Raw genomic sequence first — 24,318 nt, 5'->3', positions numbered from 1 at the left:
GGCTCGTCTCCCGACCACCGAACACCATGGCCGGCCCTCCCGGCTAGACCGGCGGCGCCCAACGCCCGCACGCCCGGTTGTCCGGAACGGACAACCGGGCCGCACAATGGAGGGATGGAGCCCAGCGCAGGCGACCGGTTCCTGCGGTTGCTGATCGAGCACACCGACGATCCGGTGCTGCTGGAGGCGACGGTCCGCGCCGCCCGCGGCCGGTCGGAGCTGGTGGCGGCGCTGCCGGAGGAGGAGACCAGGCGGCACACCCGCGCCCTGGTGCACGGCGTGCTCACCGCGCTGGAGGACGGCGAGCCGAGCGAGGAGGCGCTCGCGGCGGCGGAGCGGCTCGGCTCGGACCGGGCCCGGCAGGGCGTGCCCGTCGCGGCGTTCCTGGACGGCTTCCAGGCGGGCCGCGCCCACCTCGTCCGGGCCCTCGTCGCCGACGGCCGCCGCAGGGGCGTCCCGGACGCGGCGCTGCTGGACGGCGTGACCCGCATCGACGAGATCACCACCGCGCTGGTGCAGCGGATGGTCCACGCGCACCGGGTCGCCGAGCTGGAGATGGCGCGGACCGTCCGCGAGGGGCGCCTCCAGATGCTCCGGCAGCTGCTGCACGGCGAGTCCGTCCCCGTGCTCGCCCCGCTCGACGCCCGCGCCGCCTACCACTGCGTGGTCTCCGACGTCAGCGACCCCGCCGTGGCGGGACGGCTGGAGGCGGCGCTCACCGCCGGCGGGCCGAGCCTGTGCGGGCTCGTCGACGGGCGGCTCGCGGCCCTCGTCGCCCGGCTGCCCGGACCGCGGGACCCGGTCGCCGGGCCTTCCGGCCCGCTGCTGGTGGCCGCCCCGCCCGCCCGTCCCGGCGAGGTCGCGCCGATGTACGCGCTCGGACGGCGGGCGCTGCGCGCGGGCGCCGCCGCCGGGCTCACCGGGATGCGGGAGCTGGCCGACCTCGCGCTGCTCACCGCCACCGAGGCCGAGCCGGAACTCGGCGGCCTGCTCGCCGGCGCGCTGCTGCCGGGCCTCGACCCCGCCGAGCCGTTCCACCGGGAACTGGCCGAGACCGCGCTGGCCTACCTCGACCACGGCGGCCGGATCGAGCCGACGGCCGCGGCGCTGCACGTCCACGGGAACACCGTGAAGTACCGGATCCGCCGCTTCCAGGAGCTGGCCGGGCGGCCCCTGCTCGACCCCGGTGCGGGCGCGGCGGTCTCCCGGACCGCGAACTGGTGGTGGGCCCTGCACCGGTGGCTTGCGCGGTCCGGTGCGTGAACCGCGGCGATGGCATGTATCTATTGGTGTTGGCGTTCCGCGGGGGGCGCCGGAGAGAACGGAGGAGCCGGTGACCGCACCGAGGATCGGCGCCGTGATGTGGCCCATGCTGTCCTGGCCGGAGGCCGGGGAGCCGTGGCGGCGTGCCGAGGACCTCGGGTTCCGGCACGCGTGGGTGTACGACCACATCGCCTGGCGCGGCACGACGCCCTGGTACGACGCCTACACCACGCTCGCCGCCGCCGCGGCGGTCACCTCCCGCGTCCGGATCGGCACGCTGGTGACCTCGCCGAACTTCCGGCATCCCGTGCCGACCGCGCACGCGATCAAGACGATCGACCACGTGAGCGGCGGGCGCCTGACCGTCGGCGTCGGGGCGGGCGGCACGCGCCGCGCGTCCGACGCCGGGATCCTCGGCGACGACTGGAGCCCGGGCGAGCGCGCCTCCCGCTTCGCCGAGTGGGTGGAACTGCTGGACCGCCTGCTGACCGGCCCCGAGACCTCGTTCGCCGGGGAGTACTACACCGCGCGCGAGGTCGTGCAGGAGCCCGGCTGCGTCCAGCGCCCCCGCGTGCCGTTCGTCATCGCGGGGGACGGGCCGCGCGGGATGCGGCTCGCCGCCCGGTACGGCACGGGCTGGGTGACCAGCGCCCACGGCGAGGGGGACGAGCCGTACGGCATCGTCCGCTCCCGGCTGGAGGCCCTGCGCGCCGCGTGCGACGCCGAGGGCCGCCGCCTCGACGACCTCGTCCTGCTGACCGGCTTCAACGAGGAGCCCTGGCTGGAGTCGACCGGCGCGTTCGCCGACCTGGCCGGCCGCTACGCCGAACTCGGCATCACCGAGATCGCGCTGCACTGGCCCCGCCCCGGCTCGCCGTTCGCGGCGGACATGAAGGTCTTCGAGGCGATCGCCGCCGAGCACGGCGAGGCCCGCTGATGCCCTTCGTCCTGCTCGGCCTCGCGATCGCCTTCGAGGTCACGGCGACGCTGGCGATGCGCGCCTCCGAAGGCTTCACCCGGCTGGGGCCCTCGCTGATCGTGGTGGCCGGGTACCTGATCTCCTTCGTCCTCATGGCCAGGGCGCTGACGTCGCTGAACGTCGGGCCCGTCTACGCCATCTGGTCCGCGCTCGGCACGATCGGCGCGTTCGCGGGCGGCGTCGTGCTGTTCGACGAGCCGGTCAGACCGCTGACCATCGCCGGCGCCGTCATCATCGTGCTCGGCGTCATCGTGATGAACCTGGGCGGCGGCGTCCACCAGAGCTGACCCCGGCCGGCTCAGGCGGAGGCCCCGGCCGGCGCGGAGACGCTCCGCGGCTCCGGCGGGCCGCCGACCAGTTCGGTGGGCGTGCAGCCCGCCAGGGCGCGAAAGTCGCGGTTGAGATGGGCCTGGTCGTAGTAGCCGCACGCGAACGCGGCCTCGGCGGGCCCGGCGCCGCCTCGGAGCAGCCCGACGGCGCGCTGGAAGCGCAGCACCCGCGCCATCACCTTGGGCGGCAGCCCGGCCTGCTCCCGGAACCGGTGGGTGAGGTGCTTGCGGCTCCAGCCGACGTCGGCGGCGAGGTCGGCGACCGGCAGGGAGGGGTCCCCGTCCAGCAGCCGCCACGCCCGGGCCACCTCCCGGTCGGGGACGGGACCGGCGTCGAGGCGGCGCAGCAGGAAGGCGTCCAGGACGGCGAACCGGGCGCCCCAGGTGCGCGCGTCGGCGAGCCGCTCGACCAGCGTCCGCGCCTCCCGGCCCAGCAGGTCGGGCAGCTCGGCGGCGGCGTTGGTGAGCCGCGCCATCGGGACGCCGAGCAGCGTGTAGGCGCCGAGCGGGGTCACGTCGAGCTGGATGCCGCGCTGCCCGCCTGGGCTGAGGTACATGCCGTGGCCGTCGTGCATCCCCGCGACGAACGACCCGTACGCGCGCTCGCGCACCCCCGGGTCGGGGACCTCCAGGTGGAGCGGCGGGCCCAGGTTGAGGATCACCACGGTGGTGCGGGTGGGCAGGGTCCGCGTCCGGGACGGCACGGACTCCGTCTCCCAGTAGCCGTCGTAGGAGCGCAGGAACGGGCGCAGCGCCGGGTGGGGGCGGCCCCTCGCCAGGCACCAGCCGCCCCGGTCGCCGAACTCGACCGGCCGCTCGCTCATGAGGCCAGTCCTACCACGCGGGGGCGACAGGGCGGGCTACTCGTACATCTGCCCGCAGACCGCGATGCGGGCCAGATCGCTCCAGCTCATCGTGGTGAGCGCGCGGACGTAGGAGCGCGCCGGCGGCTCGCCGGGGCCGGCCGGCAGCGGCACGCGGGCGCCGTCGGCCGCGTCCCATCCGCCGAGGCTGCCCGCCACGGCGCACTCGAGGTAGGTCGCCGGGTCGAAGTTGTACCAGCGGGCCGGGGTGGCGCGGGCCCCAGAACCCGGAGGGCGGGGGGCCTCCACGCCGAACCGGGCCTGCGGGCCCGGAGGAGCGGCCAGGAAGTCCTCCAGATCGGCGATCTGGGAGAGCAGGACGCGCTCCCAGTCGGCGTACCCCTCCGGCTCGTCTCCGGGCAGCGACAGGTCCTTGCCGCTCCAGGCGGGGTCGAAGGAGGCGGGCGGCGTGACGGCGGCCGCCGCGAACATCGCCGCCACGTCGTCGGGCTCCAGCCGCGCCTGGTCGGCGAGCACGGCGCCGACCTTCCACAGCGAGCGCAGGAACGCCGACAGCGACCACGAGGCCGCCCTCGCCTCCTGCCCGAGATGGAGGAACACCAGGTACAGGTCGCGGTTGGTGCGCACGGCGGGGCCGGGCGGGCCGTCCACCCAGTACATCTGCCGGTGCCGGACGCCGCTCTCCAGGACCATGGCCTGGGCCAGCGCGGAGATGCGGGAGTCGTGCGCCGCGACGCGGAAGACGTTGCCGAGGTCGTCCTGCCGCATGACGTCCCAGGTGTGCATCCGGGTCCTCCAGGGTCGGTGCGGTGATCCACGCTCCCCGTCCGGAAAGTGTGCCACGCCGGGCGGGGCCCGGCCGCCGGGCCCCGCCCGGGGCGCTCAGCCCTTCGAGCGGTGGATCACCTGGAGCTCGGTGAACCCGTACAGGCCCCACGGGCCGTTCTCCACGCCGACGCCGCTCCACTTGAAGCCGCCGAACGGCTGGTGGGGGGCGAGGGCCAGGTGGGTGTTGACCCACGCGGTGCCGCACTCCAGCCGCCCGGCGACCTCGGCGGCCCGGTCGGCGTCGGTTCCCCACACCGATCCGGACAGCCCGAAGTGGGTGCCGTTGGCGCGCGCGACGGCGTCCTCCAGGTCGGTGTACTTGATGACCGGCAGTGCGGGGCCGAACTGCTCCTCGTCCACGATCCGGGCGCCGTCGGAGACGTCGGCGAGGATCGTCGGCTCGAAGAAGTAGCCGGGCCCGTCGATCGGCCCGCCGCCCGCCGCCGCGCGGGCGCCGCCCGCGAGCGCGTCGGCGACCAGCTCGCCGACCCGCTCGTACTGCGGCCGGTTGTTGATCGGCCCGTACTGGACGCCCTCGTCCATCCCGTTGCCGACCCGTGCGGCCTTCGCCCGCTCGGCGAGCGCGTCCACCACGTCCCCGTAGAGGGCCTCCGGGACGTACACGCGCTTGATCGCCGAGCAGACCTGGCCGTTGTTCTGGAACGCGGCGCCGAACAGCCGGTCGGCGACCACGGCCGGGTCGGCGTCGTCGAGCAGGATCGCCGGGTCGTTGCCGCCGAGCTCCAGCGTGACGCGCTTCAGGTCGGGCGCCGCCGCGGCCGCGACGCGCTTGCCGGTCGCGACGCTGCCGGTGAAACTGATCTTGCGGGGCACCTCGTGGCCGGTCATCCAGGCGCCGAGCTCGTCGCCGCCGGTGACGACGTTCAGCACGCCGGGCGGCAGGACGTCGCGCAGCACCTCGCCGAGCTTCAGGCTCGACAGCGGCGTGAAGGGGGACGGCTTGAGGACCATCGTGTTGCCCGCGAGCAGCGCCGGGGCGAGCTTCCAGACGGCCAGGAGCAGCGGGTAGTTCCACGGGGTGATCGCGGCGACCACGCCCATCGGGCGGCGCACGACCTCCACCCGCGCGCCGGCGTCGTCCTGGATGACCTCGCGGGGCATCTCCAGGCCGGCGAAGTACTTCAGCCACACGCCCGCGCCGACGACCTCCATGGTCGCGTCGGCCAGGGGCTTGCCCTGCTCCAGCGTGAGGATCCGGCCGATCTCCTCGGACCTGGCGAACATGACCTCGGCCGCGGCGAGCAGCGCCTTGCGGCGCGCGGCCTCGTCGCGGCGCCACCCGGCGTAGGCGGCCTGCGCCGCGGCCATCGCCGCGTCGAGCTGCTCCCGGGACGCGTCGGGGGCCTGCTCGGCGACCTCGCCGGTCGCCGGATCGATCACGCCGAAGGCGCTGGGCGCCGTCACGGCCCGGCCGTCGATGGTCATCGAGAAGTTCTCGGACACCTGGGTCCTCCGCTCACGGATTTACCGAACGGGATTCAGTATTCACCCTCGCCGCCGTCCTGACGAGAGCCGCCGGGGCGCGGCGCCGGGTGGCGGGCGGCGACATGACCGGATCCGGCGACATCCCGGCGAGCGCGGGAGTCCGGAGGGAGGATCCCCCCATGCGACCACGTTGCTCAGCGGTGTTAGCCCTCACCCTCGCGCTCCTCGGAGCGGGCGGGGCGACGGCGTCCGCGGCACCCCAAGCGCCCCCCGCCCGGCCGGCCGCGCCCCGGCTGACCGACTCCAGGCCCTGCGCCGGGCAGCCCGGCTTCACCTGCTCGTTCCTGACCGTGCCCCTCGACCACCGCCACCCCGCGGGCGGCCGGACCCTGAGGCTCCAGGTCGCGGCGGCGGACGAGGCGCGCGCGCCCAAGGGCGTCCTGATGTTCCTGACCGGTGGCCCAGGGCAGCCCGGCGTCCCCTTCGTCTCCGGCATCTCCAAGCGCCTGCCGGAGCTGGCGAGGAACTACCGGTTCGTCATGATCGACCAGCGCGGCACGGGGGAGTTCGGCGCCGTCGACTGCCCGCGGCTCCAGGCGCAGGTGGGCGGCAGTGACATCGAGCCGCCCACGCCCGGCGCGGTGAGGGAGTGCGCCGGCGTCCTCGGCGACCGGCGGCACTACTTCACCACCGAGCAGACGGTCGGCGACCTCGACCTGCTGCGCCGCGCGCTCGGCGTGCGGAGCTGGACCGTGGACGGCGTGTCCTACGGGACCATGACCGGCGCCGCCTACGCCGCGTCCCATCCGGCCGGCGTCAGAAAGCTCGTCCTCGACTCGGTGCTCCCGTTCGTCGACCCGCAGGGCGACGACATGCTCTACCTCACCGGGCTGCGGGCCACCGCGCGCGTCCTGCGCGACGCCTGCGCCGCCGCGCCCGCCTGCGGCTTCGACCCCGCCCGCGACCTGGCCTGGCTCGCACGGCACCGCCAGGACGCCGTGCGGATCTGGGACATGCTGGTGACCTACGAGTTCCTCGACCCCACCTACCGGGACGCCGGCGCCCTCGGCGGGCTGGGGGACGTCGTCTCGGCGGTCCACGACGCCCGCCACGGCGACGCCGCGCACCTGGACCGCCTGCTCCGGGCGCTCGACTCCGGCGGCGAGGACCCGGCCGAGTACAGCTCGGGCCTGCACATCGCGACGATCTGCGGGGACGGCCGGTTCCCGTGGGGGACGTCCGAGACGCCGCCGGGCGTGCGGAAGGCCGCGCTGGAGCGGGCGCGCAGGCACCTGCCGGCCCGGGCGACCTGGCCGTTCACCGCGGACACGGCGGTCGGCGGCGGGTTCGTCCAGGAGTGCCTGCACTGGCCGTGGGCGCGGCACACGGCCGAACCGCGCCGCGCCGGGCTGTCGGTCCCGGTCCTGCTGGTGAACGGCGACCGCGACCTGTCCACGCCGCTGGAGTGGGCGCGCGAAGAACTGCGCTACGCCCCGCGCGGCACGCTCGTCGTGGTGAAGGGCGCCTCCCACTCCATCCAGAACCGCGAGCGCGGGACCCAGGGCCGCGAGGCGGTCTACCGGTTCCTGAACGGCTGATCCCGAAAGGCGAAAAGGGCGCCCCCGCGATTCCGCGGGGGCGCCCTTTTCGCCGCGTCAGGCGGCGAAGATGCGGTCCATGAGGTCGCGGTAGCCGCGCAGCGCCAGCCGGAGGCGCTCGGTGTCGGCGGCCTCGCCGCCGTCCAGCGCCGCGGTGAGCGAGCGCCGGTGCGCGGCCAGCGCGCGCCCGAGGGCGTCGACGGCCTCGGAGGCCAGGCCGTCCGCCTTGCGCACCGACTCGCCCGGGTCGTCGACGAAGGCGGCCTGGACCTCGTGCCACCGCTCCCGGAACCGCTCGGCCTCGGCCGGGTCGATCAGCTTCTCCTGAACGCCGCCGGACGCGGTGCCCGGGGCGCCGGGGACGGCGCCCGGCCGCTGGGGAGCGGCGTGCTTGGGCTCGCCGTTCTGGACGGGGGTCCCGATCGGGTCGGTGTCCCGGCTGGACGCCTTGACCTGGTTGGCCTCCTGGCTCGGGGTCTTGATCGCGCCCGCGTCCCTGACGGGGGTCCTGGCGCGGTCCGTGCCGCGGTGGGCCGGCACCTGGTCCGGGACCGTGTCCGGCACGGTCTCGGGCGCCTGCCCGCCGGGGGCGGTCGGTGCGGGTCCGGCGACGTGCCGGTCGTCGGTCGTCCCGGGTTCCGCCGTTCCCGCGGCGCCTGCGCGCTCGCCGGTGAGCGGCCCGGCGGCCGCGGGCGTTCCGGTCTCGGGTCGCCTGTGCTCCATCGGGTCAGCTCCTCATGGTTCGGTCGTCGCCGCGCTGCCCGGCGGCAGGGCCGGCGGGGGCGGCGGCGTGCTTGCCGGCGTGGTCGTCGGTGCGCTCCGCGGCGTGCTGCTCGGCGTGCGGAGCGGCGTGCTTCGCGGGGTTCCCCGGGGTGTGCTCCTCGCCCTTGCCGTGGTGGCCCTCGCCGTGCGGGGCGAGCAGCTCCTCGAACAGGGCGCGGTAGTGGACCATCGCCTGGCGCAGGTCCTCGGTGGAGGCCTCCTTGGTCGCGGCCTTCCCGCTGATGGTGTGGGCCCGCCGGTAGTGGTCCAGCGTGCGGCCGTGCTCGACCGACAGGTGGGCGACCTTCTCCTCGAAGCCGTGCGTGGGGTAGCCGCGCTCGCCCATCACCACCGTGACGAGCTGGTCGGCCTGCTCGACCGCCGCCTCGGGGGCGTCGACGAAGCGTTCCTGGACGCGGACCCACTGCTCGCGGTACTCCTCGCGGCGCCGGGGGTCGAGGTCGCGCAGCTCCAGCTCCTGGTGGCGCTGCTCGCGGGAGCGCAGCTCCCGCTCGGCGGCCGCGCGGCCGCCCTCGCGCTCCAGGACCCGGTCGTACTCGGGACCGAACCGCCGCCTGAGCCGCGCCGTGCGTGACCGGGTCGTGGCGAGGTACCCGGCCGCGGCGAGAACGGCGACGACCACCAGGGCGACGACGACCCAAATCGCGGTCGACATTGTTTCCTCCAACGTGCTGTCGGATCGAATGAGACGGCGATGCCCAGCCAAAGGCGTTCAAAACGAACCACCATAAAACGGTACGGATTTCCTGCGGCGTCACCGGCGCGCGTGTTGTGATTGGGGCGCTACCGGAACCCCGCGCCCCGCGGCGGGCGCGTTCGAATGGATGTGATGCGCGGTGCGCCACGCGTTCGGCCTCGTCCTCGGCGTCCTGCTCACCCCCGCGCTGGTGTACGGGGCGGCCTGGGGGTACGTCCAGGCCGGGCAGTCCTTCGACGGCACCGGGCAGGAGATCACCGACCGGACGCGCATCTACGGCGCGTTCGCCCTGCTCGCCGCCGTGGGCCTGGTGACGGGCGTCGTCATCGTCGCGCGGTGGGCGTCGCCGCTGGTCTCGCTGGTGCCGGCGCTGGCGCTGCTCGGCGCGTCCGCCTACTTCCTGGTCGACCCCGGCCACGCCCTCGACCTGCCCGGAAGGGTGCCGCCCGCCGGCGACATGGACTTCGGCCTGCGCATGCTGCTCGGGTCCGGCGTGTACGGGATGATGGGATTCGCGCTGCTGATGCCCGCCTGGGCGCCGCGGCGCTGGGGGTCGGGGCGACGGGAGGATCCCGCCGACGCGGACTTCTCCTCCGCCATGGGACGCTGACGGGCCGGGCCTCCGCGCGAGGCCCGGCCCGCGTCACCGCGTCCGTTCGGGTCAGACGGGCACGATCAGCCCTGCTTCGCGTTGCTGACGAAACGCGTGGTGTAGGTCTCGGCCAGGTCGATCTGCCCCTTCTTCTCCGCGACCTCGGGGGAGAACTGCGCCAGCACCTTCAGGACGTTCTCGGCGGCGTCCGGCTTCATCACGCCGTCCCCGTTGAACATGCTGATCGAGTCGCCGATCGCCTTCTCGTACAGCGCCGGATCGCCGCCCGCGTAGTCCTTCGGCATCTTCGCCGCGATCTCCGCGGGCTTGTGCTGCTTGATCCAGCCGAGCGTCTTGACGAAGGCGTTGGCGAGCTTCTGCACGGTCTCGCCGTGCGACTTCACGTACGCGCAGTCCATGTAGAGCGAGCTGGACGGGTACAGGCCGCCGAGCGCCCGGCGGGTGCCCTCCTCGGTGCGCATCTCGACCATGACCTTGGCCTTGCCGGTGCTGACGAGCTTGGCGATGGTCGGGTCGGTCGTCATGCCGGCGTCGATGCCGCCGTTCTCCATCGTGGCGATGAAGGTCTGGCCCGCGCCCGCCTTCACCGTCGTGTAGTCGGAGGTCTTGACGCCGTTGCGCACGGCCAGCGCGCGGGTGATGAAGTCGGTGGACGAGCCCGGGCTGGTCACGCCGAGCTTCTTGCCCTTGAACCCGGCCGGGGAGGTCAGGGAGCCCGCCTTGGACGCCGAGACCATCTCCGCCTCGCCGGGCACGTCCGCCATCTGCACGACGCTCTGCACGCACTTGCCCTTGGTCTGGAGATGGATGGCGTGGTCGTAGAAGCCGACGACGCCCTGGACGTCCCCGGAGATGAGCACGTTCTCGGCCTGCGCCCCGGCGGGCTCGGTGAGCAGCTGGACGTCCAGGCCCTGCTCCTTGAAGTAGCCGAGCTGCTCGGTCAGCTTGGCGGGCAGGTAGATGACCTTGTCGATGCCGCCGATCATGATTTTGACCGTGCCGCCGGAGCCGCCGTCCGAGCCGGAACCGGCGCGGGAGTCGCGGCAGGCGGACAGGGACGACAGGGCGGTGAGGGCGGCGAGCGCGGCTGCGCCGGCCCGGACGGAGGTGGTGGGCATGGCGGTTCTCCTGGTCGTGCGATGGGGGTGGGAAGGCCCGGGGGCGGGGCCGGGCGGGGTCAGATCTGGACGTCGTGCCCGGACGCGGCGGGGCGCCAGCGCAGCAGCCGGCCCTCCAGCAGCGTGAGCAGGTACTCGGCGAGCAGCGCCAGCACCGTGATGATGATCATTCCGGCGTAGATCCCGGCGGCGTCGAAGGTGCCCTGGGAGTGGTTGATGAGCAGGCCGAGGCCCCGGTCGGCGCCGGTGTACTCGCCGACGACCGCGCCGATGATGGCGAATCCGAACGCCGAGTGCAGCGAGGCGAGGATCCACGAGGTGGCGCTCGGCACCACGATCGTCCACAGCACCTGCGTCCGCCCCGCGCCGAGGATCCGCGCGTTGTTGACGAGGTTCCGGTCGACCTCGCGGGCGCCCTGGAAGGCGTTGAAGAAGACCGCGAAGAACACCAGCACGAACGCCGTGGCGATCTTGGACTGCATGCCGAGGCCGAACCAGATGATGAACAGCGAGGCCAGGATGATGCGCGGGATCGCGTTGACGGCCTTGATGAACGGGGCGCACACGTCCGACAGGAACCGGCTCCGGCCGAGCACGATGCCGAGCACGACGCCGCCCGCGGCGCCGAGCGCGAAGCCCGCGACCGCCTCCTGGAGCGTGACCGAGATCTGCTCCCAGATCGACCCCTGCGAGGTGCCCTCGGTGAACCAGTCGACGAGCCGCTCCCAGATCTTCGACGGCATCGAGTAGTAGAACGGGTCGATCCAGTTGCGCGCGGCCAGCTCCCACGACCCGAGCCAGACCACCACGAGCGCGACCCGGACGGCGGTGATGCCGAGGGTGCGGCGCAGCCCGGCCGTGCGCAGCCGCGCGATCGCGGCCACGTCGCCGTGCTCGCTCCGGTCCTCCGGAACGGCGTCGTCCGGAGCGGGCACGGGCCGGTCGGCGGTCTCCGCCGCCGGGGCGGTCTCCGCCTCGCGCGTCCTCGTCTCACGCCGCATGGCCGGCCCCTCTCTCGCGGGTGATCTGGACCTCTTCGCGCAGCGAGTCCCACACCTCGCGGTAGATGTCGAGGAAACCGCCGGTGAGCCGGACCTCCTCGGCGTCGCGCGGCCGCTCCAGCGGCACCTCGAACACGCTCTTGATCGTCGCGGGGCCCGCGGTCATGACCACGACCCGGTCGGACAGCACGAGCGCCTCCTCCAGGTCGTGCGTGACGAACACGACGGCGGCGCCGGACCCCGACCACAGGCGCAGCAGCTCGTCCTGCATGAGGCCGCGGGTCTGGACGTCCAGGGCGGAGAAGGGCTCGTCCATGAGCAGCACGGACGGCTCGTTGACGAGGGTCTGCGCCAGCGCGACGCGCTTGCGCATCCCGCCCGACAGCTGGTGGGGGTAATAGCCCTCGAAGCCGGCGAGGCCGACCCGCGCGACCCAGTCCCGGGCGCGGTCGCGCGCCTCCCGCTTGGAGGCGCCCCGGTAGCGGGGCCCCGCCGCGACGTTGTCCAGGACGGACCGCCACGGGAGGACGGCGTCGTTCTGGAACATGTAGCCGACCCCGTCGGGGATCCCGTCCACGGGCCTGCCGTGGACCAGGACCCGGCCGGCGGACGCCGGCTCCAGTCCGGAGACCAGGGACAGGGTGGTCGACTTCCCGCAGCCGGTCGGGCCGACCACGGCGACGAACTCGCCCGGCCCCACGGCCATGTGCAGGTCCCTGACCGCCGTGTGGACGCCGCCCGCCGACCGGAAGCGCTTGGTGGCGCCGTGCAGTTCGATCACGGGCCCGGCCGGTCGCCCGGCCCCGTCTCGCTTGGATGATGCTGATGTGGACACGGCGGCACCGTACGGATGTGGCGCGCGTCACCGGAACCCTTGCCCGCGATGTGCTCGCAAGCCGCGAATCCCCTCGTTAAGCGCGATACGCAGGGTTTTGCTCGTTCTGCTCGCCCGGGGGCTGGGCGGCCGGGCCGGCATGGTCTACGGTGCACGTCATGTCCGTCCGGCCCCGCATCACCTTCGCCCGCCAGGTGCTGATCCTGCAGGTCGGAGTGGTCGTGGTGGTGGCGGTCCTCGGGTACGGGCTGGTCGCCTGGATGCTCGACGGCCGGCTCCGCGACCAGTACGGCCAGCGGGCCCTCACGGTGGCGCGCAGCGTCGCCGCCGACCCGCGGATCGCGTCGGCGGTCGCCGCCGGCGACCGCGCCGGGCTCGTGCAGGACCGCGCCGAACGCGTCCGGGCCCGGACGGGGGCGCTGTTCGTCGTGGTGACCGACAACCGCGGCCTGCGGATGTCCCACCCGAACCCGCTGGAGCTCGGCAGGCACGTGAGCACCGACCCCTCCGACGCCCTGGCCGGGCGGGAGGTCGTCCGCGTCGAGCGCGGCACGCTCGGACTGTCCGCGCGCGGCAAGGTGCCGCTGTACGGCCCGGACGGGCGGATCCTCGGCGAGGTCAGCGTCGGGTTCGACGCCCGCGCCATCGACCGGGAGCTCGGCCACGTGCTGCGCGAGATGTCGCTGTTCGTCGCGGGCGCCGTCCTGCTCGGCGTGGTCGCCTCGGTCGCGATCGGCCGCCGGCTGAAGCGGCAGACGCTCGGCCTCGAACCCTACGAGCTGGTGGAGCTCGTCCACGAGCGGGAGGCGGTGCTGCACGGCGTCGGCGAGGGCGTCGTGGCCGTCGACACCGCGGGCCGGATCGCGGTCTGCAACGACGAGGCGTCCCGGCTGCTCGGCGTCGCCCTCAAGCGCGGCGCCCCCGCCGGGGATCTCGCCGCGGAGGGGACGCTGCGCGACGTCCTCACGGGACGCCGCGACGCCGCGAACCTGTTCGTCACCGCGGGGGAGCGCGTCCTGGTCGTCAACCGGCGGGAGGTCCGCAGGCACCGCCGCGACCTCGGCGCCGTCATCACCCTGCGCGACCGCACCGACCTGGAGACCCTCGCCCGCGAGCTGGACTCGGTCAGCACCCTCTTCGACGCCCTCCGCGCGCAGCGCCACGAGTACGCCAACCGGCTGCACACCCTCGCGGGCCTGCTCCAGCTCGGCCACAGCGAGGAGGCCGCCGACTACGTCGGCACCCTGATGGAGGACGCCGCGCGCCGCGCCCCGGCGCCCGACAACCTGCCCGACCCCGTCTCGGACCCCTACCTGCGGGCGTTCCTGTCGGCCAAGTCCGCCGTCGCCGCCGAGAAGGGCGTCCGGCTCGACATCGGCGCCGGCAGCTACGTGCCGGGCCGGGTCGCGGACCCTCTCGACGTGACGACCGTCGTCGGCAACCTCGTCGACAACGCCGTCGAGGCCGCGCGGCTCGGGCCGCGGCGGCCCGCCCGCGTCGAGGTCGAGCTGCTCGGCGACGGCCGCGACCTGCACGCCACCGTCACCGACTCCGGCGACGGGCTGCCGGACGGCCTGCGCGACGCCGTGTTCGACGACGGCGTCTCCACCCGCGACGCCGCGGCGGGCCGCTCGCGCGGGCTCGGGCTCGGCCTGGCGCGCCGCACCGCCCGCGCCCGCGGCGGCGACGTGACGTTCGTGGACGCGGGAACGGGCGGTCCCGGCGGCTGCGGGGCCGTGGCGGTCGCCCGCCTCCCCGGGGTGCTGGGCGCGGAGGCGGTGCGATGATCGACGTGCTCGTGGTGGACGACGACTTCCGCGTGGCGCAGGTCCACGCCGGGTTCGTGGCGGCGCTGCGGGGGTTCGCCGTCGCCGGGCTCGCGCACTCCGCCGCCCAGGCCAGGTCCATGGCCGCCGAGCTGCGGCCCGCCCTCGTCCTGCTGGACGTCTACCTGCCGGACGCCTCGGGCCTCACCCTGCTGCCCGACCTGGACGCCGACGTCATCATGGCGACGGCCGCCGCCGACCCCCGCGCCGTGCGCGAGGCCTTCCGGCACGGCGCCCTGCACTACCTGATCAAGCCGTTCACCGCCGCCGCGCTGAACGACCGCCTCACCGCCTACGCCCGGTACCGGGACGCCCTCGCGGGCGGGAGCGAGCTGTCCCAGGAGGACCTCGACGGCGCGGTCCGCGCCCTGTACGCGCCGCTGCACGCCCGCGCGCCCGCGCCCAAGGGCCGGTCGCCGGTGACGACGCGGCTGGTCTGCGACGCGTTGCGGCGGGCGGAGGAGCCGCGGTCCGCGGCCGAGATCGCCGACGAGGTCGGCATCTCCCGCGCCACCGCCCAGCGCTACCTCGCGGCGCTCGCCGAGGCCGGGCGGGTCGTGGTGACGCTGCGCTACGGCGCCACGGGCCGGCCGGAGCACCAGTACGCGTGGTCGCCCCGGTAGAGGCCGGCGAGGACGTCCTCGATGCCCGCCTCCCGCAGGGAGATGTCGCGGATGTCGTGGTCGCGGGCCAGCGCGGCGACCACGGCCGCCGCGTTCGCCGCGTTCGGCAGCCGGAGCCACTGCCGCGGCCCCTCGACCCGCTCCGCCTCGATCCCGTCCAGCGTGATCGGCGGGGCCGGCCGCGCGAGCTCCACGACCAGCAGCCGGTCGGCGTCCACGGTGCGGCGCAGCTCCTCCAGCCCGCCGTCGTAGGCGAGCCGGCCGTGGTCGATGATCAGGACGCGGCGGCAGAGCCGCTCGATGTCGCCGAGATCGTGCGTGGTCAGCAGGACCGTGGTGCCGCGCTCGGCGTTGACGCGTTCCAGGAATCCGCGGACGGTCGCCTTGCTCACCACGTCCAGGCCGATCGTCGGCTCGTCCAGGACGAGCAGTTCCGGGTCGTGCAGCAGCGCCGCCGCGAGGTCGCCCCGCATCCGCTGGCCGAGGCTGAGCTGCCGGACCGGGGTGTCCAGGAACGGCTCCAGCTCCAGCAGCGCGGTCAGCTCCGCCAGGCGCTCCCGGTGCGCGGCCGCCTCGACCCGGTAGAGCCGGCGGACGAGCGCCAGGCTGGCGCGCAGCGGCAGGTCCCACCACAGCGTCGTCCGCTGCCCGAACACCACCCCGATGCGGCGCGCGAGCGTCGTGCGGCGCCGCGACGGGTCCAGCCCGCACACCCGCAGGGTGCCCGACGACGCGGTGAGGATCCCGGTCAGCATCTTGATCGTCGTCGACTTCCCCGCCCCGTTCGGGCCGAGGTAGCCGACGAACTCGCCCCGCTCCACCGTGAACGACACCCCGTCCACCGCGCGCACCGTCCTGCGCCCCCGCCGCAGGACGCCCGAGCGTGTCCGCACGGTGAAGGCCTTGGCCACGTCCTCGGCCTCGATCATCGGCACCGGCAATCAGCTCCCTGTCGATCGGTAGTGGCGCAGGCCGGCCCGCCACGCGGCCGCCGCCGCCGCGCACAGCGCCGCGGCGACCGCCGGGGAGGCGAACCGCGCCGCGCCCGGCAGCCCGAGCGGGTCCGGACGGTCCAGGACGTACAGCGCGGGCTGCCAGTTCACGAACGCCAGCGGCACGACGAACGTCACCCCGCGGACCAGGTCGCGGGCGAACACGGTCATCGGGTACTGGGTGAGGAACGCGCCGCCGTAGGTGAGCGACTTGCTCGCCCCGTGGCTGTCGACGAGCACGAACTGGACCGCGGCCGTCAGCACCCACAGCCCGCCGAAGATCGCCGCCCCGGACAGCACCATGACCGGGACCATCGCGAGCCGGCCCGGCGTCCAGTGGACGTCCAGGCGGCCGAGCGCGTACCCGAGCACCAGCACGGCCGGGACGAGCTTGCCGAGCCGCCGCGGCGTGAACCCCTCCGTCGCGATCTGGACCAGCGGGCTCACCGGGCGCACCAGCATCGCGTCCAGCGTCCCCTCCCGCACGTGCGCCCCGAGCCGCTCGGTCGACCCGAGGACGATGTCGGAGAGCGCGAAGGACAGGGCCGACGTGCCGTACAGGAACAGGACCTCGGACACGCCGAACCCGGCGATGCGCGGCGCCCGCGAGAACAGCACCATGATGGCGACCGCGTCCAGGACGGAGACGACCGCCGTGGCCAGGCCCAGCAGCACCATCGACACCGGGTACTGCGCCGCCGCCCGGATCCACGTCCAGGCGAGCAGCCCGTACACGCGCAGCGCGCCGGGCGCCGCGGGGTCAGCCACCGTGGACCACCAGCCTGCGCCGCGCCGCCCGCGTCGCCAGCGCGCCCGCCCCGAGCAGGACGGCCGCCCACCCCGCCTGGAACGCCAGCGCGCCGGCCAGGCCGGCGCCGCCGTACCGGCCGAGGAACACGTCCGCCGGCACCTGGATCTGCGCCGCCCACGGCAGGAGCTCGGCGGTCCGGCCGAGCCGCCCGGGGAACACGACGAGCGGCAGGATCATCCCGGAGAAGAACAGCGACATCACGAGCGTGACGGCGCTCAAACCCCGGTCGTCGTGCAGCCAGAACATCCCCATCGCCACCAGGTAGCGCAGCCCGAAGCTCACCAACGTCGCCAGGACCAGCGCCACCGCGAACGCGGCCAGGTGCGCCGGACCCGGCCAGCGGAACGGGAACGCCAGGGCGCCCGCCAGCAGCGGCGGTCCCGAGCGCAGCACCAGCGAGCTCGCGGCGCGGCCGAGGTCGTGGGCCAGCCACCAGCTCTGCAGCCCGGCGGGGCGGTGCAGGTCGATCGCGACGTCGCCGTTGCGGATGCGCTCGGTCAGCTCCATCCCGCCGAAGATCTGCACCGGCCCGATCAGCGCCTGGGTGACGAAGCAGAAGGTCACGGCGTCGGCGGCCGTGTACCCGCCGAGCGACGGCCGGACCTCCCACAGCGCCAGCAGAACGTAGGCGCGCAGGAAGCCGAACATCATGTTGGTGAGCGACTCGGTCAGGGACCCGAGCGGATAGGCGGTGTGACGGCGGAACCCGTACCACCACACCCACGGAAGGACGCCCACTTGCCGGAAGCCTAGACGGGCGCCCCACCCGCGACCACGTACTTTCGCACATAGACGGGCCCCCGGCGGGTCGCGCCGGGGGCCGGTCCACGTGCGGGACGTGCTCAGCCCTGCGGGATCTCGGGCTTGACGGGGGAGTAGAGCCAGTCCTTGAAGAACCCGCTCAGGTCCTGCCCGGCGACCCGCTGCGCCAGCGCCGTGAACTGCTCGGTCCTGGCGTTGCCGTACTTGTGCTGCGCGTACCACGTCCGGAGCAGGGTGAAGAACCTGTCGTCACCGATCTTCTCCCGGAGGAACTGCAGCATCATGCCGCCGCCGCTGTACACGCGGTCGTTGAACATGGTGTCGCGCTGCGGGTCGGCGGTCAGCACCGACCAGTACGGGCGTCCCGCCGCGTCGGGGAACGGGCGGGCGGCGTAGGTGGCGCGGGCCGCGTCGTGCACGGAGCGGCCGCCGCGCACCTCGGTGTAGTACCACGCGGCCCAGGTGGCGAAGCTCTCGTTCAGCCAGACGTCCTTCCACCGCGCGGGCGAGACCGCGTCGCCGTACCACTGGTGCGCCAGCTCGTGCGCGATCGTGCCGGTGCTCCGCACGGCCGAGTACACGGGCTTGCTCTGCGTCTCCAGGGAGAACCCGAGCGGCTGGCCGTTGAAGCGGGCGTCGTCGGCGATCGCGCCGGTGCTGCCGAACGCGTACTCCCCGAACGTCTTGGACCAGAGGTCGGTGACCTCGCTGGTGGTGTCGTAGAAGAAGCTCACCGCGTCCGGCTGGGCGGCGAGCAGCTCGGGGTCGACGGCCGTGTAGTTGGGGACGCCGCGCGGCGTCCGGCCCTGCCTCACGTCCCACCTGCCGATGTCGATCGTGGTGAGGTAGCTGGCCATCGGGCTGTCCTCGCGCCACTTGAAGACCTCGGCGGGGGTCTTGGACGCGCGGCGGCTGAAGCCCGCGACGGCGGAGCGGTGCCCCGCCGGGCGGCCGTTGGCGACGGCCGTCAGGCCCTTCGGCACCGTGATCGTGTAGTCGTAGGTGGCCTTGTCGCTCGGGTGGTCGTTGACGGGGAACCAGGTGCTGGCGCCGTTCGGCTCGCCGCCGACGAACGCGCCGTCGGGGGTGTGCAGGAAGCCGTAGGGGGACCCGAAGACGATCGGCGAGCCCACGATGGTCTGCGGCACGCCGCCGTACCTGATGACCGCGGTGAAGGTCCGGCCCTTGCGCAGCCCGTGCCGGGGCGTGATGACCAGCTCCTGGCCGCGCCGCTGGTAGCGGGCCTGGCCGTGGTCGACCCAGACCTTGTCGACGTCCATCCCGGACAGGTCGAGGTCGAACCGCGACAGGTTCTGGGTGGCGCGCGCGGTCACGGTCACGGTGCCGTCGAGCTGGTCGTAGTCGGGGTCGTAGCGCAGGTCCAGCGAGTAGTGGCGGACGTCGTAGCCGCCGTTGCCCTCCAGCGGGAAGTAGGAGTCGCCGACGCCGGGGGCGCCGGGGGTGAAGCGCCCGTACTGGCCCTGCCCGTCCGCGGAGGCGGCGGGCGCGAGCGCGACGACGCTCACCGCGGCGACGGCGAGCGGAAGCATCCGGCCGGGGATCGCCCGGGACCGGATGAACCGGGGGTCACGCGCCATCAGGGGTCCTCTCTCAGGGAGATCGACTAGCGGGGCTCACGATGCGCCCGCCCGGCGGCCTTTGTCGAGATCCGTTGCCGAATGTGGCCGGAACGTGAGGGGCGCACGAGGGTGGTGAGAGGGACGGCGCGGGGGTGTGCCGGGACGCCGTAAGGCCCCCGCGGGTGTAGGAACGCGGGGGCCTTAGGGGTCCTGGGGATCAGGCCGGAGAGCGGGGCCGGCGGCGCCGGCCGGCGTGGGTCAGTGGAACTGGCCCTCTTCCGTCGAGCCCTTCAGCGCGGTGGTGGAGGAGTCCGGGTTGATCGCGGTGCTGACCATGTCGAAGTAGCCGGTGCCGGCCTCGCGCTGGTGCTTGACCGCGGTGAAGCCCTTCTCGGCCGCCGCGAACTCGCGCTCCTGGAGGTCGACGTAGGCGGTCATGCCCTCGCGGGCGTAGCCGTGCGCCAGGTCGAACATGCCGTAGTTGAGCGCGTGGAACCCGGCCAGGGTGATGAACTGGAACTTGAAGCCCATGTGGCCGAGCTCGCGCTGGAACTTGGCGATGGTCGCGTCGTCCAGGTGCGCCTTCCAGTTGAAGGAGGGCGAGCAGTTGTAGGCCAGCATCTGGTCCGGGTACTCGGCCTTCACGGCCTCGGCGAACCGGCGCGCCTGCTCCAGGTCCGGGGTGCCGGTCTCCATCCAGATGAGGTCGGAGTACGGCGCGTAGGCCTTGGCGCGGGCGATGCAGGGCTCGATGCCGTTGCGGACGCGGTAGAAGCCCTCGGCGGTGCGCTCTCCGGTGGTGAACTCGCGGTCGCGCTCGTCCACGTCCGTCGTGATCAGGGTCGCGGCCTCGGCGTCGGTCCGCGCGATGATCAGAGACGGCACGTTGGAGATGTCCGCCGCGAGGCGGGCCGTGTTGAGGGTCTTGACGTGCTGCGAGGTCGGGATGAGGACCTTGCCGCCGAGGTGGCCGCACTTCTTCTCGGAGGCCAGCTGGTCCTCCCAGTGCACGCCCGCGGCGCCCGCGGCGATCATGCCCTTCATCAGCTCGAAGGCGTTCAGCACGCCGCCGAAGCCGGCCTCGGCGTCGGCCACGATCGGGGCGAGGAAGTGCGTGTCGCCCTCACCCTCGGCCCACTGCACCTGGTCGGCGCGCAGCAGCGCGTTGTTGATGCGGCGCACGACGGCCGGAACCGAGTTCGCCGGGTAGATGCTCTGGTCCGGGTAGGTCTGGCCCGCCAGGTTGGCGTCCGCCGCGACCTGCCAGCCGGACAGGTAGATGGCCTTCAGGCCGGCCTTGACCTGCTGGACGGCCTGCAGCCCGGTCAGCGCGCCGAGGGAGTGGACGTAGTCCTCCTCATGCAGGAGGGTCCAGAGCCGCTCGGCGCCGAGACGCGCGAGAGTGTGCTCCTCCTGGACCGATCCGCGGATCCGGACGACGTCCTCGGCCGTGTAGGTCCGCTCGACGCCCTTCCAACGCGGGTCGGACTCCCACTGCCGCTGCAGCTCCTCGGCTGCGCCCTTGAGGCGACTGTCGCTCATCTTCTCGCCCTTCCGTGTCGTCCCCTGGGTGCTTGCTCACGACTATGCCCCCGGTGCAAGCCCGTTATGAACTCGCGAGTAACGAAAGAAGTGCGATATTTCCGCTATGATGAAGCTGTGACGACCTTGCGGACAGAAGAACCTCTCAACTTGACGAGCGACGTTGATCTCGTCACGTTCGGGCAGCGGCTCCGCCATCTGCGGCGCGCCCGCGGCCTGACGCTGTCGGAGCTCGGCGAGCGCGTGGGCCGCGCCCCGTCCCAGCTCTCCCTGCTGGAGAACGGGCGGCGCGAGCCCAAGCTGTCGCTGCTGCAGGCCCTCGCCGCCGCGCTGGAATGCCCGGTGGAGGAGCTCCTGCGCCGCCAGCCCCCCAGCCGGCGCGCCCAGCTGGAGATCCAGCTCGAGGAGGCGCAGCGGGACCCGCTGTACCGGACGCTCGGCCTGTCGCACCTGAAGGTCGGCAAGCGCATGCCGAACGAGGTCATCGAGCACATCCTCGCGCTGTACGGCGAGCTCCGGCGCAGCCGCACCAAGCCCACCGCGAGCCCCGAGGAGGCCCGCAAGGCCAACGCCGAGCTGCGCCGCCAGATGCACGAGCGCGGCAACCACTTCGCCGACATCGAGCACGTCGCGTCCCAGACCCTCGACGCGGTCGGGTACCGGCGCGGCGCGGTCTCGCAGGGGCTGCTGATGACGCTGGTCGGGCACTTCGGCTTCAGCCTCCAGTACGTCCAGGACCTGCCGCGCTCGGTCCGGTCGATCACCGACCTGCGCAACCGGCGGATCTACCTGGAGCGCGAGCAGCTCGGCATGCACACGCCGCGGACGATCCTGCTGCAGACCCTCGGGCACATCGCCCTCGACCACGACCAGCCGCGCGACTTCGCCGACTTCCTGCGCCAGCGCGTCGAGGCCAACTACTTCGGCGCCGCGATCCTGATGCCCGAGCGCAGCGTCGTCCCGTTCCTGCAGGAGGCCAAGGCCGCCCGGGAGCTGTCGGTGGAGGACCTGGCGGACGTCTTCTCCGTCTCCTACGAGATGGCCGCGCACCGCTTCACCAACGTCGCGACCCACCACCTCGACCTCCAGCTGCACTTCACCAAGAACGACGAGAACGGCACGATCTACAAGGCGTACGCCAACGACGGCCTGGCCTTCCCCCAGGACGAGGACGGCGCGATCGAGGGCCAGCGGATGTGCCGGGAGTGGGCCGGGCGGCACGTGTTCGGCGCCGCGGACCGCTTCTCCGTCTACTACCAGTACACCGACACTCCGAACGGGACGTACTGGTGCCTGTCGCACATCGACCCCAGCCACGAGCGCGACTTCGCGATCACGCTGGGCGTCCGGTTCGAGGACTCCCGCTGGTTCCGCGGCCGGGAGACGACCCGGCGGGTCAGGTCGGCCTGCCCGGACGGCGACTGCTGCCAGCGTCCCCCGAAGGCGCTGTCGGACCGGTGGGAGGGGATGGCCTGGCCGTCGGCGCGCGCCCACTCGCACGTCCTGTCGGTCCTCCCGCCGGGGGCGTTCCCCGGTGTCGACGAGGCCGACGTCTACGAGTTCCTGGACCGGCACGCCGCCGAGTGACGGGCGTGTCCTGACCCGTGGCCCGGCGCGGACGGCGGCGTCCGCCCGCGTGTTACCCGTGGTAACTCCGAATGGTGCTACCGTTGGTAACACGCGATATTGGAGAGAGGGTCAATTAATCATGACGAGCGCGGAGCAGACGCCGTTCTCGCTGGAGCCCAGCGAGGACGTTCGCGAGGTCAGGGACTGGGTGCACGAGTTCGCCAAGGACGTCATCCGCCCCGCCGCGGAGGAGTGGGACGAGCGCGAGGAGACCCCCTGGCCGCTGATCCAGGAGGCGTCCAAGGTCGGCATCTACTCGCTCGACTTCTTCGCCACCCAGTGGCTGGAGCCGACCGGGCTCGGCATCCCGGTGGCGTTCGAGGAGCTGTTCTGGGGCGACGCGGGCATCGCCCTGTCGATCGTGGGAACCGGCCTCGCCGCCGCGTCCGTCGCCGCCGTGGGCACCCCGGAGCAGGTCAGCGAGTGGGTGCCGCAGATGTTCGGCAGCGCCGACGACATCAAGCTCGGCGCGTTCTGCGCCTCCGAGCCCGACGCGGGCAGCGACGTCGGTTCGATCCGCACCCGCGCCGTGTTCGACGAGGCCAAGGACGAGTGGGTGCTGAACGGCACCAAGACCTGGGCGACCAACGGCGGCATCGCCGACGTCCACGTGATCGTCGCCTCGGTGCACCCCGACCTCGGCAGCCGCGGCCAGGCCAGCTTCATCGTCCCGCCGAACACCCCGGGCCTGCGGCAGGGCCAGAAGTTCAAGAAGCACGGCATCCGCGCCTCCCACACCGCCGAGGTGATCCTGGACGACGTCCGGATCCCCTCCCACCTGATCGTCGGCGGCAAGGACCGGTTCGACGAGCGCATCGCGCGCAGCCGCGAGGGCAAGAGCTCCAAGGGCCAGGCCGCGATGAAGACCTTCGAGACGACCCGCCCGGCCGTCGGGGCCATGGCCCTCGGCGTCGGCCGCGCCGCCTACGACTACGCCCTCGAGTACGCGCGGGAGCGCGAGCAGTTCGGCAGGAAGATCGGAGACTTCCAGGCCGTCGCCTTCAAGCTGGCCGACATGAAGTGCCGCCTGGACGCCGCCCGCCTCATGGTGTGGCGGGCCGCCTGGATGGCCCGCACCGGCAAGGACTTCGAGAACGCCGAGGGTTCGATGGCCAAGCTGATGGCCAGCGAGATGTCGGTCCACGTCACCGAGGAGGCCATCCAGATCCTCGGCGGCAACGGCTACACCCGCGAGTACCCGGTCGAGCGCATGCACCGCGACTCCAAGATCTTCACCATCTTCGAGGGCACCTCGGAGATCCAGCGCCTGGTGATCGGCCGCACCGTCACGGGCCTCCCCGTCAGGTAGCAGCCGACCTGCACAGACGGCCGGGCCGCCCTGCTTGAAGACGCCCAGGCGCCCCGGCCGTCTTCCCGGCTCCACAGCCCCGCACCTCATCGGTTACGTTGGGTGTGTGGAGGAGAACCTCGCCGTGGAGCGGATCGTCGACGTCGCCACCAGGCTCTTCGCCGAGCTTGGCTTCGACGGGACCCCGGTCGAGCTGGTGGCCGAAGCCGCCGGGGTGGACACCGCCACGCTCACCGCGCTCACGGGCGGCAAGACCGAGCTGTACAAGACCGTGATGCTGCGAGTGCATGAGGCCGAGGTGCAAATGGTGCAGGCCGCGCTGGCCTCGACTCCTCGCACGCCGGCGGGGCTGACCGAGCTGGCGGACGCCTACCTGGACTTCCACGTCAGCAACCCGCACACCTCGATGCTGTGGATGCACCGCTGGATGGGCGACGCGTCGGCCACCGCCGAACTCGACGTCCGATACCGCGGACCGATCATCACCATGGTCACCGACGCGGTCGGCCCCATGGCGCCCGAGGACGTCCAGACCGACTTCGTCACCTGGACGATCATCTGGTCGGTCGCGGGCTTCATCACCGGCGGGATGCTGCACAGCGACCACTCACCGGCCCGGGCCGCCCCGGACGAGTCCGCCATCTCGCCCGAGACGCTGGAAGAGTTCCGCACCAACCTGCATGCGCTCGTCCTGCGCATGTACGGCCCCAAGAACTACCCCTGATCCACCCGCTCCGGAAGCGTCCGGTCTGCCGGGTCCCAGAACGCCTCGAACGCCCCGCGCGGCGAGCCGACCAGGCCTGCGCCGTCGGCGAACCAGACGAGGACTCGCACCGCTTCCCAGGCCGCTGCGGCGGGCCGGGCAGAGCCGCCGAGTAACGGTTACCGCCCCGCCGACCGCCCCGGAACGGAAACCGAGCCCCGAAACGA

The 24,318-nt window shown here is 73.4% G+C and carries 23 protein-coding genes; 10 read left to right on the top strand and 13 right to left on the bottom strand.

The features are described from left to right. Positions 1 to 114 precede the first annotated feature (114 nt). The 3 genes from ABD944_RS13840 (at position 115) to ABD944_RS13830 (ending at position 2,529) form a co-directional block, all read left to right on the top strand. Positions 115 to 1,263: a helix-turn-helix domain-containing protein gene (locus ABD944_RS13840; protein WP_345176032.1), complete on the top strand. Its 1,149-nt coding sequence runs from the start codon at positions 115 to 117 to the stop codon at positions 1,261 to 1,263. A gap of 70 nt (positions 1,264 to 1,333) precedes the next feature. Then, complete coding sequence (locus ABD944_RS13835) at positions 1,334 to 2,200, top strand: LLM class flavin-dependent oxidoreductase (RefSeq protein ID WP_345176031.1); 867 nt, start codon at positions 1,334 to 1,336, stop codon at positions 2,198 to 2,200. Further along, the gene (locus tag ABD944_RS13830; RefSeq protein WP_345176028.1) at positions 2,200 to 2,529 is read left to right on the top strand and encodes a DMT family transporter; all 330 of its coding nucleotides are present in this window, start codon (positions 2,200 to 2,202) and stop codon (positions 2,527 to 2,529) included. Before ABD944_RS13835 ends, ABD944_RS13830 begins: the two co-directional genes overlap by 1 nt. Positions 2,530 to 2,540: 11 nt before the next feature. On the opposite strand, the gene ABD944_RS13825 is transcribed toward ABD944_RS13830, so the two are convergent. The 3 genes from ABD944_RS13825 to ABD944_RS13815 all read right to left on the bottom strand — a co-directional run bounded on the left by ABD944_RS13825 (position 2,541) and on the right by ABD944_RS13815 (position 5,687). Continuing rightward, positions 2,541 to 3,395: a helix-turn-helix domain-containing protein gene (locus tag ABD944_RS13825; protein WP_345176026.1), complete on the bottom strand. Its 855-nt coding sequence runs from the start codon at positions 3,393 to 3,395 to the stop codon at positions 2,541 to 2,543. A gap of 36 nt (positions 3,396 to 3,431) precedes the next feature. After that, complete coding sequence (locus ABD944_RS13820) at positions 3,432 to 4,181, bottom strand: hypothetical protein (RefSeq protein WP_345176023.1); 750 nt, start codon at positions 4,179 to 4,181, stop codon at positions 3,432 to 3,434. A 96-nt stretch (positions 4,182 to 4,277) separates the two neighbouring features. Further along, on the bottom strand, positions 4,278 to 5,687 hold the full coding sequence (locus ABD944_RS13815; RefSeq protein ID WP_345176020.1) for an aldehyde dehydrogenase family protein: 1,410 nt from the start codon (positions 5,685 to 5,687) through the stop codon (positions 4,278 to 4,280). Positions 5,688 to 5,869: 182 nt separating this feature from the next. Between ABD944_RS13815 and ABD944_RS13810 the strand changes: the two genes are divergently transcribed. Next, entirely contained in the window at positions 5,870 to 7,267 is a 1,398-nt protein-coding gene (locus ABD944_RS13810) for an alpha/beta fold hydrolase (protein ID WP_345176018.1), read from the top strand. 57 nt (positions 7,268 to 7,324) lie between these two features. Here ABD944_RS13810 and ABD944_RS13805 read toward each other — a convergent pair whose 3' ends face one another. Both ABD944_RS13805 and ABD944_RS13800 read right to left on the bottom strand, forming a co-directional pair. Continuing rightward, positions 7,325 to 7,990, bottom strand: coding sequence for a hypothetical protein (locus tag ABD944_RS13805; RefSeq protein ID WP_345176015.1), 666 nt, complete (start codon positions 7,988 to 7,990; stop codon positions 7,325 to 7,327). A gap of 4 nt (positions 7,991 to 7,994) precedes the next feature. Next, positions 7,995 to 8,705: a hypothetical protein gene (locus ABD944_RS13800; protein WP_345176014.1), complete on the bottom strand. Its 711-nt coding sequence runs from the start codon at positions 8,703 to 8,705 to the stop codon at positions 7,995 to 7,997. Positions 8,706 to 8,886: 181 nt separating this feature from the next. Here ABD944_RS13800 and ABD944_RS13795 point away from each other — a divergent pair, with 181 nt between their 5' ends. Beyond that, a complete protein-coding gene (locus ABD944_RS13795; RefSeq protein ID WP_345176012.1) occupies positions 8,887 to 9,357 on the top strand; it encodes a hypothetical protein in 471 nt (156 codons plus the stop codon). Between the two features lie 65 nt (positions 9,358 to 9,422). Here ABD944_RS13795 and ABD944_RS13790 read toward each other — a convergent pair whose 3' ends face one another. From ABD944_RS13790 to ABD944_RS13780, 3 genes are read right to left on the bottom strand one after another with little or no spacing between them, the layout of a single operon-like run. Next, entirely contained in the window at positions 9,423 to 10,478 is a 1,056-nt protein-coding gene (locus ABD944_RS13790) for an ABC transporter substrate-binding protein (RefSeq protein ID WP_345176010.1), read from the bottom strand. Between the two features lie 59 nt (positions 10,479 to 10,537). After that, on the bottom strand, positions 10,538 to 11,479 hold the full coding sequence (locus tag ABD944_RS13785; RefSeq protein ID WP_345176009.1) for an ABC transporter permease: 942 nt from the start codon (positions 11,477 to 11,479) through the stop codon (positions 10,538 to 10,540). Next, the gene (locus ABD944_RS13780) at positions 11,469 to 12,260 is read right to left on the bottom strand and encodes an ABC transporter ATP-binding protein (protein ID WP_345176006.1); all 792 of its coding nucleotides are present in this window, start codon (positions 12,258 to 12,260) and stop codon (positions 11,469 to 11,471) included. Before ABD944_RS13780 ends, ABD944_RS13785 begins: the two co-directional genes overlap by 11 nt. A 212-nt stretch (positions 12,261 to 12,472) precedes the next feature. Here ABD944_RS13780 and ABD944_RS13775 point away from each other — a divergent pair, with 212 nt between their 5' ends. Beyond that, positions 12,473 to 14,101: a sensor histidine kinase gene (locus ABD944_RS13775; RefSeq protein ID WP_345176004.1), complete on the top strand. Its 1,629-nt coding sequence runs from the start codon at positions 12,473 to 12,475 to the stop codon at positions 14,099 to 14,101. Next, positions 14,098 to 14,763 carry a response regulator gene (locus ABD944_RS13770; RefSeq protein ID WP_345176001.1) on the top strand — a complete coding sequence of 222 codons (666 nt, stop codon included), beginning with the start codon at positions 14,098 to 14,100 and terminating at the stop codon, positions 14,761 to 14,763. Before ABD944_RS13775 ends, ABD944_RS13770 begins: the two co-directional genes overlap by 4 nt. On the opposite strand, the gene ABD944_RS13765 is transcribed toward ABD944_RS13770, so the two are convergent. The 5 genes from ABD944_RS13765 to aceA all read right to left on the bottom strand — a co-directional run bounded on the left by ABD944_RS13765 (position 14,712) and on the right by aceA (position 20,450). Beyond that, positions 14,712 to 15,692 (bottom strand): ABC transporter ATP-binding protein, encoded by a 981-nt coding sequence (locus tag ABD944_RS13765; RefSeq protein ID WP_345176355.1) that lies wholly within the window; start codon positions 15,690 to 15,692, stop codon positions 14,712 to 14,714. The genes ABD944_RS13770 and ABD944_RS13765 overlap by 52 nt on opposite strands. 12 nt (positions 15,693 to 15,704) lie before the next feature. Then, the gene (locus ABD944_RS13760; protein WP_345175999.1) at positions 15,705 to 16,523 is read right to left on the bottom strand and encodes an ABC transporter permease; all 819 of its coding nucleotides are present in this window, start codon (positions 16,521 to 16,523) and stop codon (positions 15,705 to 15,707) included. Next, positions 16,516 to 17,304: an ABC transporter permease gene (locus tag ABD944_RS13755; protein WP_345175996.1), complete on the bottom strand. Its 789-nt coding sequence runs from the start codon at positions 17,302 to 17,304 to the stop codon at positions 16,516 to 16,518. The genes ABD944_RS13760 and ABD944_RS13755 overlap by 8 nt, the downstream gene beginning before the upstream one ends. 104 nt (positions 17,305 to 17,408) lie before the next feature. Continuing rightward, complete coding sequence (locus ABD944_RS13750; protein ID WP_345175995.1) at positions 17,409 to 18,926, bottom strand: M1 family metallopeptidase; 1,518 nt, start codon at positions 18,924 to 18,926, stop codon at positions 17,409 to 17,411. A 240-nt stretch (positions 18,927 to 19,166) separates the two neighbouring features. Beyond that, the gene (gene aceA, locus ABD944_RS13745) at positions 19,167 to 20,450 is read right to left on the bottom strand and encodes an isocitrate lyase (RefSeq protein WP_345175993.1); all 1,284 of its coding nucleotides are present in this window, start codon (positions 20,448 to 20,450) and stop codon (positions 19,167 to 19,169) included. A 150-nt stretch (positions 20,451 to 20,600) separates the two neighbouring features. Between aceA and ABD944_RS13740 the strand changes: the two genes are divergently transcribed. The 3 genes from ABD944_RS13740 to ABD944_RS13730 all read left to right on the top strand — a co-directional run bounded on the left by ABD944_RS13740 (position 20,601) and on the right by ABD944_RS13730 (position 24,112). Then, positions 20,601 to 22,037 (top strand): helix-turn-helix domain-containing protein, encoded by a 1,437-nt coding sequence (locus ABD944_RS13740; protein WP_345175990.1) that lies wholly within the window; start codon positions 20,601 to 20,603, stop codon positions 22,035 to 22,037. 121 nt (positions 22,038 to 22,158) lie between these two features. Continuing rightward, the gene (locus ABD944_RS13735) at positions 22,159 to 23,388 is read left to right on the top strand and encodes an acyl-CoA dehydrogenase family protein (RefSeq protein WP_345175988.1); all 1,230 of its coding nucleotides are present in this window, start codon (positions 22,159 to 22,161) and stop codon (positions 23,386 to 23,388) included. 106 nt (positions 23,389 to 23,494) lie between these two features. After that, positions 23,495 to 24,112, top strand: a complete 618-nt coding sequence (locus ABD944_RS13730; RefSeq protein ID WP_345175987.1) for a TetR/AcrR family transcriptional regulator — start codon at positions 23,495 to 23,497, stop codon at positions 24,110 to 24,112. The last annotated feature ends 206 nt before the right edge of the window (positions 24,113 to 24,318 follow it).

This window comes from Actinomadura verrucosospora (assembly GCF_039540335.1).
Lineage (GTDB): Bacteria > Actinomycetota > Actinomycetes > Streptosporangiales > Streptosporangiaceae > Spirillospora > Spirillospora verrucosospora.
Note: the sequence above shows the minus strand (reverse complement) of the source record. Positions and strands in the feature narration are given on the sequence as shown.